The organism is Sorangium sp. So ce204 (assembly GCF_051526795.1).
Taxonomy (GTDB): domain Bacteria; phylum Myxococcota_A; class Polyangia; order Polyangiales; family Polyangiaceae; genus Sorangium; species Sorangium cellulosum_B.
In genome coordinates, this window is sequence record NZ_CP150317.1 from 8,323,941 (window position 1) to 8,334,159 (window position 10,219).

Annotated in this window: 8 protein-coding genes; 6 read left to right on the forward strand and 2 right to left on the reverse strand. The window is 70.5% G+C overall.

The genetic code is table 11. The features are described 5' to 3' along the window. Positions 1-23: 23 nt before the first annotated feature. The 4 genes from WMF22_RS30900 to speD all read left to right on the forward strand — a co-directional run bounded on the left by WMF22_RS30900 (position 24) and on the right by speD (position 5,042). Entirely contained in the window at positions 24-2,957 is a 2,934-nt protein-coding gene (locus WMF22_RS30900) for a 2-oxoglutarate dehydrogenase E1 component (RefSeq protein WP_437293594.1), read from the forward strand. Next, positions 2,954-3,424, forward strand: a complete 471-nt coding sequence (locus WMF22_RS30905) for a PaaI family thioesterase (protein ID WP_437293595.1) — start codon at positions 2,954-2,956, stop codon at positions 3,422-3,424. Before WMF22_RS30900 ends, WMF22_RS30905 begins: the two co-directional genes overlap by 4 nt. Positions 3,425-3,590: 166 nt before the next feature. Further along, entirely contained in the window at positions 3,591-4,337 is a 747-nt protein-coding gene (locus WMF22_RS30910; RefSeq protein WP_437293596.1) for a hypothetical protein, read from the forward strand. Between the two features lie 345 nt (positions 4,338-4,682). Next, entirely contained in the window at positions 4,683-5,042 is a 360-nt protein-coding gene (gene speD / locus WMF22_RS30915; RefSeq protein ID WP_437293597.1) for an S-adenosylmethionine decarboxylase, read from the forward strand. Positions 5,043-5,179: 137 nt separating this feature from the next. Here speD and WMF22_RS30920 read toward each other — a convergent pair whose 3' ends face one another. Next, positions 5,180-6,604 (reverse strand): peptide MFS transporter, encoded by a 1,425-nt coding sequence (locus tag WMF22_RS30920; RefSeq protein ID WP_437293598.1) that lies wholly within the window; start codon positions 6,602-6,604, stop codon positions 5,180-5,182. Positions 6,605-7,096: 492 nt separating this feature from the next. Here WMF22_RS30920 and WMF22_RS30925 point away from each other — a divergent pair, with 492 nt between their 5' ends. Together WMF22_RS30925 and WMF22_RS30930 are read left to right on the forward strand one after the other, a co-directional pair. Beyond that, on the forward strand, positions 7,097-8,230 hold the full coding sequence (locus WMF22_RS30925) for a hypothetical protein (RefSeq protein ID WP_438032105.1): 1,134 nt from the start codon (positions 7,097-7,099) through the stop codon (positions 8,228-8,230). Between the two features lie 99 nt (positions 8,231-8,329). After that, the gene (locus tag WMF22_RS30930; RefSeq protein ID WP_438032106.1) at positions 8,330-9,919 is read left to right on the forward strand and encodes an ATP-binding protein; all 1,590 of its coding nucleotides are present in this window, start codon (positions 8,330-8,332) and stop codon (positions 9,917-9,919) included. Positions 9,920-10,051: 132 nt separating this feature from the next. Here the strand turns inward: WMF22_RS30930 and WMF22_RS30935 are convergent, their stop codons facing one another. Then, complete coding sequence (locus WMF22_RS30935; RefSeq protein ID WP_437293601.1) at positions 10,052-10,189, reverse strand: hypothetical protein; 138 nt, start codon at positions 10,187-10,189, stop codon at positions 10,052-10,054. Positions 10,190-10,219: the final 30 nt, after the last annotated feature.

Genomic DNA, 10,219 nt, shown 5'->3' on the forward strand with positions numbered 1-10,219 from the left:
GCGTTATTTGCAGCCCGACCACGATGCAGCTTGATTTCGGAATCAATGCAGGGCTCGTCGAGGAGCTCTATGCCCAGTACCTCGAGAACCCGGAGTCGGTAGACCCCGGCTGGCGCTCGTTCTTCGAGGGAAAGAACGGCGGAGCGACGCCGAGCAGGCTGCCCGCTCCGGCGGCGACGCCGACCATCCCGCACCAGGTGCTGCGGCCCGGCAACGGGCACGGCTACGGGAACGGGAATGGCAAGACGAACGGCGAGGCCGCGAAGACGCTGGAGGCCGCGTTCGCGCGGACGCTCAGCGAGCACCCGAGCTCGCCCGAGTCCTCGCGCGATCTCAAGGTGCTCGCGGAGGCCGCGATCAAGGCGCGCGTCTACGCCCTCGTGAACGCCTACCGCGTGCGCGGCCACCTCTTCGCGCACGTCGACCCGCTCGGCCTGCCGCCCGCCACGCCGCCCGAGCTCGACCTGACGAACTTCGGGCTCCGGGTCGAGGACCTCGAGCTGCCCTTCCCGACGACCGACCTCGCCGGCGTGCCGCCCGTCCTCACGCTGCGCGAGATCATCCGCCGGCTCGAGGAGACGTACTGCCGCTCGATCGGCGTCGAGTTCACGTTCATCGAGGAGCCCGAGGCGCGCCAGTGGCTCCAGCAGCAGATGGAGTCGACGCGCAACCGGCTGACGCTCGATCGCCAGAAGCAGCTCCGGATCCTCACGAAGCTCTCCGACGCCGAGATCTTCGAGCAGTTCATCCACAAGTCCTACGAGGCGGGGACGAAGCGCTTCTCGCTCGAGGGCGCCGAGAGCCTCATCCCGCTGCTCGACCTCATCATCGAGCGCGCGGGGGCGCACGAGGTCGACGAGATCGTGGTCGGCATGGCGCACCGCGGCCGGCTGAACGTCCTCGCGAACATCATGGACAAGAGCCTGCGCGAGATCTTCGCGGCCTTCGAGGACAAGAACGCGGAGCGCCACCTCGGCAGCGGCGACGTCAAGTACCACCTCGGCTACTCGACCGATCGCACGCTCGAGAACGGGCGCAACGTCCACCTCACGCTCACGTTCAACCCGAGCCACCTCGAGTTCGTGAACCCCGTCGTGCAGGGGCGCGTCCGCGCGAAGCAGGACCGCCGGCTCGCCGACGGCGCCGCCGACGCGCGCCGCCGCGTGATGCCGCTGCTCATCCACGGCGACGCGGCGTTCATCGGGCAGGGCGTCGTCGCCGAGACGCTCAACATGATGAACCTGAAGGGCTACACGACGGCCGGCACGGTCCACGTCATCGTGAACAACCAGGTCGGGTTCACGACCGATCCGATGGAAGGGCGCTCGACCCGCTACGCGTCCGACATCACGCGGATGCTCAAGGTCCCGGTGTTCCACGTGAACGGCGAGGACCCGGAGGCGGTCGCGCACGTCGCGCAGCTCGCGATCGACTACCGCACGCGCTTCGGCTCCGACGTGATCATCGACATGTACTGCTACCGGCGGTACGGCCACAACGAGGGCGACGAGCCGCGCTACACGCAGCCGCGGATGTACGCCGCGATCGACAAGAAGCCCACGGTCCGGCAGGTGTACGTCCGGCGCCTCATGGAGCTCGGGCAGGTCACCGAGGAGAAGGCCGACGAGATCGTCGTGCGGCGCCGCGAGGCGCTCGCCGCCGCGCTCGACGAGGTGAAGCAGAAGGGCTTCGCGCCGGTGCTGTACTCGATGGGCGGCGTGTGGTCGCACTACCGCGGCGGCGCCGACAACGCGACGCCGGAGGTGCCGACGAGCGTGCCGGCCGAGCGGCTCATCGCGCTGTCGGAGAGGCTCCTCGAGCTGCCCGAGGGCTTCAAGGCGCACCCGAAGGTGCTGCCGACGCTCCAGCAGCGGCACGACAAGCTCGTCGCCGGCGAGGCGTTCGACTGGGGCACGGGCGAGATGCTCGCCTACGCGTCGCTGCTCGCCGAGAAGACGCCGGTGCGGCTCTCCGGTCAGGACGTGCAGCGCGGCACCTTCAGCCACCGGCACGCGGTGCTGCGCGACGTCGAGACGAGCGCGCGCTACGCGCCGCTGTCGCGCGTGGCCGAGGGGCCGGCGCGCTTCGAGGCGTTCAACAGCCCGCTCAGCGAGGCGGGCGTGCTCGGCTTCGACTTCGGCTACAGCCTCGACTATCCGGACGGGCTCGTCATCTGGGAGGCGCAGTTCGGCGACTTCCTGAACGGCGCGCAGGTCATCGTCGATCAGTTCCTCACGTCGAGCGAGGACAAGTGGCACCGGCTGAGCGGCATCGTGCTCTTCCTGCCGCACGGCTACGAGGGCCAGGGGCCGGAGCACTCGAGCGCGCGCATCGAGCGCTGCCTGCAGAACAGCGCCGAGGACAACATCCAGGTGTGCAACCTGACGACGCCGGCGCAGCTGTTCCACGTGCTGCGGCGGCAGGTGCACAGGCCGTGGCGCAAGCCGCTCATCATCGCGACGCCGAAGAGCCTGCTGCGCGTCCCGGCGACGTCGAAGGGCCCGCACCGGCCCGTGTCGACGATCAAGGATCTCTCCGAGGGCAAGTTCCACCGCGTGCTGCCCGACACGAGCGGGGTCGATCCGGCGGACGTGAAGCGGGTGCTGCTCTGCTCGGGCAAGGTCTACTACGACCTCGCGCTGGCGCGGGAGACGCGCGGGCTCAAGGACGTGGCGATCCTGCGGCTGGAGCAGCTGTTCCCGCTGAACGAGGAGATCGTGAACGCGCTCGCGCCCTACAAGGACGGCACGCCGCTCGTGTGGGTGCAGGAGGAGCCGCGCAACTACGGCGCCTGGTACTACATCCTCGCGGTGCTCCGGCAGCGCATCGGCGACCGGCTGCCGCTCTCGTGCGTGAGCCGCGCGCCGAGCGCGAGCCCGGCGACCGGCTCGCGCGCGAGCCACCTCCTCGAGCAGAAGATGCTGATGGACGAGGCGTTCGTCGGGGGCACCCGGTGAGCGGCGGCGCGGCGAGCCTGCAGGACAGGTACTCGCCGCAGGGCCGCTGCTTCGGCTGCGGGCCGGCGAACGACAGGGGGCTCCGGCTGAAGAGCCGCGTCGAGGGCGACGCGGTGGTCTGCGACTTCACGCCGGAGCCGCACCACGAGGCGTTCCCCGGGATGCTCAACGGCGGCATCATCGGGGCGCTGCTCGACTGCCACTCCAACTGGACCGCGGCCTACCACCTGATGAAGGCGCGGGGGGCCGACGCGCCGCCGTGCACGGTGACGGCGGACTTCCACGTGAAGCTGAAGAAGCCGACGCCGCTCGGCGGCCCGGTGCACCTGCGGGCGCAGGTCGCCGAGGCGGAGGGCGACCGCGTCGTTGTCGAGGCGACCCTGGAGGCGGGCGGGCGGGTCACGGCGACGTGCCGCGGGACGTTCGTGGCGGTGAAGGAAGGGCACCCGGCCTTCCACCGCTGGTAGGCGCCGGCTGACGCGCGGCGCGGGCGGCCCGTCCGCGACCGGGAAGGCGTTGCTCGCCGCCTCCGTGGCACACGCGATGCTCGCGCCCCGGCGCGCGGCGTTCGCGGCGTGGCGCGCGGATCGGATCCGCCGTCGTCGCGGCGCCGCGCAGCGAGGAGGATCCGCAATGAAGGCAAACACCGGGGTCGCGATCGCCGCGGGAGCGGCCGCCGTGCTCTGCGGGAGCGTCGCCGCTGCGCAGGACTTCGAGGGCGACGTCCCGCCGAGCTACCTGCGCTCTCCGCTGAGGGCGCCGGCCAACGCGCTCGAGCTCGGCCTCAACCTCGGGTACGCGCAGGGGTTCGGCGACATCGGGAGCGAGCGGCGCCTGCGCGACGTGGCGGGGCCGGGGGCGGGCGTGGGCGTGAAGCTCGTCTACCGCGCGATGCCGAAGGTCGGCCTCGGGCTCACGTCGCGCTACGAGCAGTACACGGCGCAGGGCGCGGAGCAGGGCGGGGCCGACGTGCGCGGCGTGACGCTGGGCGCGGAGGCGAGCTTTCACCTGGCGCCGTTCGAGCGCGTGGATCCGGTGATCTCGCTGGGCGGCGGCTACCGGGCGCTGTGGACCGCGGCGCGGCCGGGGGTGTGGGCCGCGGCGCGGCCGGGGGTGTGGGGCGACACGGTGACCCACGGGATCGAGCTCGGGCGGCTCCAGGCGGTGATCGACGTCCGCATGTCCGAGAGCGTCGCGCTGGGGCCCACGATCGGCGGCGGGCTCAACCTGTTCCTCTGGGAGAACACCGGGGGGTCGATCCGCGGCTGGGAGGTCCAGGGCAGCCGCGTGAACAGCTTCGTGTTCGCCGGGCTCGAGGGGCGCTTCGACCTGGGTGGGCAGCGCGTGCAAGGCGTCGTCCAGGTCGCGCGGCGGCGCTAGAGCGACAAACGGGTTGAAACCACGAGAAAAGCAGAATTTTCACAGGGAGGCGAGGAGGCGGGGAGCGAGAGACGGCGAGAGGGAGAAGATCATTTTTATTCTTCCTCCCCGCCTCCCCGCCTCCCTGTGAAAATTCTCCGGGTTTCAACGTGATCGTTGTTCTAGAGCGACGGTCTCCCGCACAGGAGACCGCCGCTCTGCTCGGCATGTGCAGAGGGCGGTGTAGCGCGGCGAACACGCCCTCCGCGGGCCTACCCCCTTCGTGAAGCCGATTCAGGTTCCGCGGTGCCCAGGCTCGGCTACCCTAGGCGGCCGGCGCGGGCCGCCGCGCGCGCTCGCTCACCGATGCAGCTCTTCGTCGCTCTTGCCCTGTTCGAGGGCTGTCCCTCCGACTTCCTGAACAGCCCGGCCGCGCTCCGCGGGGCGCTGGAGGCGGCCGTCGCCGCGGGATCGTTCACCCTGCTCGAGATGGTGGTCGTTCCGTTTTCTCCGCAAGGGATCACCGCGTGCGCCGTCGTCGGCGAGTCGCACGTCGCCCTGCACTCCTGGCCCGAGTCGGGGCGGCTCTTCGTCGACGTCGCCTCGTGCAGCACGCTGGAGAGCGTCCGCCGCGCCGTGGCCGCCATCGGGAGCGCGCTGCCCGAGGGGCGGCTCGCGACCCTCGACGAGCGCATCGTCGACCCCGCCGGCGCGCGGGCGCCCTGACGCCGCGCCGCGCCCTCACGGAGAGCGCGCGGGCGCCCTGACGCCGCGCCGCGCCCTCACGGAGAGCGCGCGGGCGCCCTGACGCCGCGCCGCGCCCTCGCGGAGAGGGCGCGCGGCCGCGCCGGGCGCGGTGTGGATCAGTGCTGGCCGAGCACGCGGCGGAGCGGCTTGTTGAACGCGAACATCGCGGCGCCGGCGCTCAGGCCGAGGAGGGTGAGCATCAGGAAGAACATGTCCTTCGACCAGCGCTCGTAGAAGATGCCGAGGTAGCCGCTCAGCGTGTTGCCGAGGAAGCTCGAGACGAACCACATGCCCATCATCATCGACACGATCCGCACCGGCGAGACCTTGGTCACGAGCGACAGGCCGATGGGCGACAGGTAGAGCTCGCCGATCGTGAGCAGCAGCGTGCAGAAGACCGGCCAGAACAGGCTGCCCTTGCCGTCGCCGACGGCCTGCGCGCCGACGATCATCACGATGAACGACAGGCCGAGGATGGTGCAGCCCAGGGCCATCTTCGAGACGCTCGTCGGCTCGGCGCCGCGCTTCGCCTGCCAGCGCCAGAAGACGTCGAGCAGCGGGGCGAACAGGATGATGCAGAGCGGGTTCACCGACTGGAACCACGTCGACGGGATCTGGAAGCCGAGGACGGTGGGCCACACCGTCTTCTCGTCGGCCCAGCTCTGCATCGTGTTGCCCTGCTGCTCGTAGACCGCCCAGAAGACGACGTTGAGGGCGCAGAGCGCCACGAGCGCGCCGACGCGCCGCCACTCGTCGCTGGAGAGCGGCTGCTTCTGCTCGCCGGCGCCCTCCGCCGTCTTCATCAGGTTGTCCTTGGCGAGGTACTTCTGCCCCGCCAGGTAGACGACGAGCCCAAGGCACATCCCGACGCCCGCGGCGGCGAAGCCGTAGTGCCAGCCGTAGACGGCGGCCAGGGTGCCGCACACGAAGTTGCAGATGAAGGCGCCGAGGTTGATGCCCATGTAGAAGATGGTGAAGGCGCCGTCGCGGCGCGGATCACCCTTCGGGTACAGGCTGCCGACCTGGGTCGAGATGTTGGGCTTGAACGCGCCGTTGCCGAGGATGAGCAGGAGCAGCGCGATGAAGAACGAGTTCTCGAACGCCATCACGAAGTGTCCGATGGCCATCAAGACGCCGCCGATCACCACCGTCTTGCGCTGCCCCCACACCCTGTCGGCGAGGATGCCGCCGAAGAACGGCGTGAGGTACACGAGGCCCGTGTACAGCCCGTAGAGCATGGACGCCTGCTCGCCGGGCGCGCTCGGGAGGAGGCCCTTGATGAACTCCCAGGCGAACACCGTGGTCGGATCACCAGGGACGAGATCGCATGGCGGCGTGTGCTGCCGGCACCCCTGGTAGGCCTCTCGCGCGGTGACGAACAGGTAGTTCGCCATATACAGCTTGAGGAGGCCGCGCATGCCGTAATAGGAAAAGCGCTCCCACATCTCCGCGAAGAAGAGGATCACGAGCCCCGGCGGGTGCTTGAAGCGCCTCTCGAAAGCGGTGACGGGGAGGGCCGGCTCGATTGCTTGCTCGCTCAATGCTGTCTTCTCCACGAGCTGGGACCACGCTGCGTGGTGGTCGGGCGATGCGGGGGATCGTGGGGCGCGCTGCCCCTCGGCACGGGGATGCTAGACGATCCGCGACGACCACGTCACCCCCTTGTTGCGCACAGCGTCGAGCCGGGTGAACAGGGTGTCCACGTAGGCGGCCCTTCGGCCACGGCCGGAGGACAGGTGGGCGGGACGCTCCGGTCGGCGCTGCGATAGGCGAAGCGGCCGTGGGCCGGCGAGCGGACGCCGCTGCTGGCGGAGCGAGCGCCGGTGGTGGGCGGACCAGCCGCCGCGCCGACGCCGCCCGGCGACGGCGGCCGCCGCGGATGGACCGCATAAGCCCGCGTCGTCCTCGGTTGTGCCGGGAGCGTCCCCTTCGCCCCGGGCTCCGCCCTGGCCGCGCGAGGGCGCCCTCCCTCTGAAGGCGAGATCCGCAGTCGAGGCTTCCGGTGAGAGGCTGTCGGCCGCAGATTATCTGTGATGCAACATCCTCAAACTCGCTATGTCCCGAGCGACAGCGCACGTTCGACGGGTCTCCTGTGGATTCTGCTTCTCCCTGCCTGCGCGGGCGTCGAGCCGTCGCCGCCGGAGGCGTGCGCTCCTGGCGAGGAGCGCTTTCGCGGGCGGTGCGTCCAGCCCGCCGCCCGCTACGAGCCCGAGGAGCGCGTCGACCGGGACAACGTCGTCGCCTTCGGCGCCGAGCTCACCCGGCTCGCGCTGCCGGAGCCGCCGCGCAGCGGCTTCAGGATCATCGCGCCGCCGCGGCTCATGGCGCCTGGCGAAGAGGCGACCTTCTGCGTGTCATGGCCTTTCCCGGCGATCGAGAGCAAGACCGTCCACGCGGCGCGCGTCTACGCGACGGCGGGGCTGCATCACAGCAACGTGATCGCCAAGCCGGTCAATCCATCGTTCGGGCTGAACCCTTACCCGGGCTGCCATCCCGGCGCCGACGATCCCTTCGGTACGCTGCCGGCGGCCATCCCGGACGTCCTCTTCGCGAGCTCGACGCAGGTCGTCGGCGAGGAGACGCTCGTCTTCCCGGAGGGGATGGGCTTCACCCTCGATACGTCCCGCGAGATCGCGACGAGCGTGCACCTGCTCAACACGTCGCCCGAGCCCGCGCTCGTGGAGCTCGCCTACGACTTCTACACCATGCCTCTCTCGGAGCGGACGGAAGAGCTCGCGCCGTTCGTCTTGAGCGTCAACGACTTCCTCGTCCCGCCGCGCGCCACGCAGACCGTCGGCGCGACGTGCTCGACGTTCGGCGGGAACATCGTCTCTCTGATGCCGCACACGCACCGTTACGCCGATGCCTTCGACGTCGACGTCGTCCGCGCGGACGGGGGCGAGGCGCGCGTCTACGAGGGCGGGGCGTTCGATCTGGAGAGCGACATCGAGGTCTTCCGGCCGGCGCTCGCGCTCGGCGAAGGCGACTCGCTCCGGTACGCGTGCAGGTTCCGGAACACGTCGGACCACGATCTCACGTTCGGCTACGGGGACAACGAGATGTGCATGCTGTTCGGGTACATGTACCCGCCGGAGAAGCAGCTGGCGGGGATCTCGCTGCGCGACGGGGAGCCGTGCATCTCGCTCGGCCTCGGCGCGCTCCGGTGAGGAGCTTCGTCGCCGCTCGGCACGAGCGCGCCGAGACCTGTCGGGGAGCGAGTCGTAGCCAGGCTCCGGTCGCTCGCCATGGGGCGCGGCCTGCGGTACATGAAGACTGTGCGAACCTTCAACATCGCTGGCCCCTGCCGTCCGGACCGACACTACATGGTCCCAGCCGGGCAGCGACTGCCTGGTTTCCGCGCGCTGGTCGACAAGCAAGCGTATTTCGTCGTCCACGCCCCGCGCCAGACGGGCAAGACGACCACGATGAAGGCGCTGGCCCGGCGCCTCACGGAGGAGGGGCGCTACGCGGCGCTGCACTTCTCCTGCGAGACGGCGCGCGCCTTCCCTGAAGACGTCGAGCAGGCGGTGAAGGGGATATGGCTCGCCGTCGAGGGCGCAGCTCGCCTGGAGCTCCCCCCGGCGCTCCGGCCGCCGGCGCCAGTCGAGGTCCCGCCCGCCGGATACCTCCAGACCCAGCTCACGCGCTGGGCGGAAGCGTGCCCCCGCCCGCTGATGCTCGTATTCGACGAGATCGACGCGCTCACGGGAAGCAGCCTGATCTCCGTCCTGAGCCAGCTCCGCGCCGGCTTTCCGGACCGCCCGGCCGCCTTTCCCTGGTCGCTCGTGCTCTGCGGGGCGCGCGACGTCCGCGACTACAAGGCCGCGAGCGGCGGGGGACCGGTCCGTATGGGCTCGTCGAGCCCATTCAACATCAAGGAAGAGTCGCTGCGCCTCGGCGACTTCACGGAGGCGGACGTCCGCGATCTCTATGGACAGCACGCCGACGAGACAGGCCAGCCGTTCGCGGAGGAGGCGCTCGCGCGCGCGTTCGCGCTCGCGCAGGGGCAGCCGTGGCTCACGAACGCGCTCGCGCGGGAGGTCGTGGAGAAGATGCAGATCCCCGTGGACCAGCCCATCACGGCCGCGCACATCGACGCCGCGAAGGAGCGCGTCATCCTGGCGCGGGCCACGCACCTCGATTCGCTGCTCGCGCGCCTCGAGGAAGGACGGGTACGCCGCGTGCTCGAGCCGGTGCTCGCCGGCGAGCTGACCGGGGGAAAGACGTTCGACTCGGATTTCGAGCATGCGATCGACCTCGGGCTGGTCGCTCCGGGGTTGCCGGTGAGGATCGCCAACCCCATCTACCGCGAGATCATCCTGCGCGTGCTCGCGAGCTCCGCTGAGGCCGCGATCGACGCGGAGCCGCAGCGCTACAGGACTCCGGAGGGGCGCCTCGACGTGGACCGACTGCTCCGTGATTTCGCCGAGTTCTGGCGGCAACATGGAGAGATCGTCGTCGAGCGCGTGGACTACCAGGAGGCGGCGCCGCAGCTCGTCCTGATGGCGTTCTTGCACCGGGTGGTGAACGGAGGAGGCGTGATCGAACGCGAGGTCGGCGGGGGGCGCAAGCGGATCGACGTGCTGGTCCGGTGGCCTTTTGTCGACGGCGAGGGCCGGCGCGCGGAGCAGCGCTTGGCGGTGGAGATCAAGGTGTGGCGCGACCGCGACAAGAAGGGAGATCCGCTGCGGGAAGGGCTCGGCCAGCTCGACGAGTACCTGCGCCGGCTGGGGCTCGATGAGGGGGTGCTGGCGATCTTCGATTGCAGGAATGCGGCGGGGGCGATCGAGGAGCGGACGCGGATCGAGGAGGCGAGGACGGCGGCCGGGAGGCGGGTGGCGGTGCTCCGAGGGTAGGCGCGCGCGGGGGCTGGGGTGAGGCGCGCGGGCGAAGCATTGGCCGGGCGAGCGGGGGCGGTTCAGCTCGGATAGATACGACGGCCGCGGGGCCTGACAGGCGCGCGAAGGTCGCGCGGACCATCGGCGCCGTCAGCCGATCACGGTCGCCTCGACGCTCGCGGAAGCCTGCCAGGGCACGGGCACGACCCGCCGGTGCAGCGAACGCCGGGTGCCGGCACGCATTGCTTCTTCTCTCGCCGGCCCGCGTCGGCGGTAGAAATATTTCATTCAGGCTCCTGCGAACGAGATGCGGTTGCA

Bases quoted from the DNA above. Each gene is read 5' to 3' on its own strand.
- WMF22_RS30900 (WP_437293594.1), top strand. From the start codon at position 24: ATGCAGCTTGATTTCGGAATCAATGCAGGGCTCGTCGAGGAGCTCTAT.
- WMF22_RS30910 (WP_437293596.1), top strand. From the start codon at position 3,591: ATGAAGGCAAACACCGGGGTCGCGATCGCCGCGGGAGCGGCCGCCGTG.
- speD (WP_437293597.1), top strand. From the start codon at position 4,683: ATGCAGCTCTTCGTCGCTCTTGCCCTGTTCGAGGGCTGTCCCTCCGAC.
- WMF22_RS30925 (WP_438032105.1), top strand. From the start codon at position 7,097: ATGCAACATCCTCAAACTCGCTATGTCCCGAGCGACAGCGCACGTTCG.
- WMF22_RS30930 (WP_438032106.1), top strand. From the start codon at position 8,330: ATGAAGACTGTGCGAACCTTCAACATCGCTGGCCCCTGCCGTCCGGAC.
- WMF22_RS30935 (WP_437293601.1), bottom strand. From the start codon at position 10,189: ATGAAATATTTCTACCGCCGACGCGGGCCGGCGAGAGAAGAAGCAATG.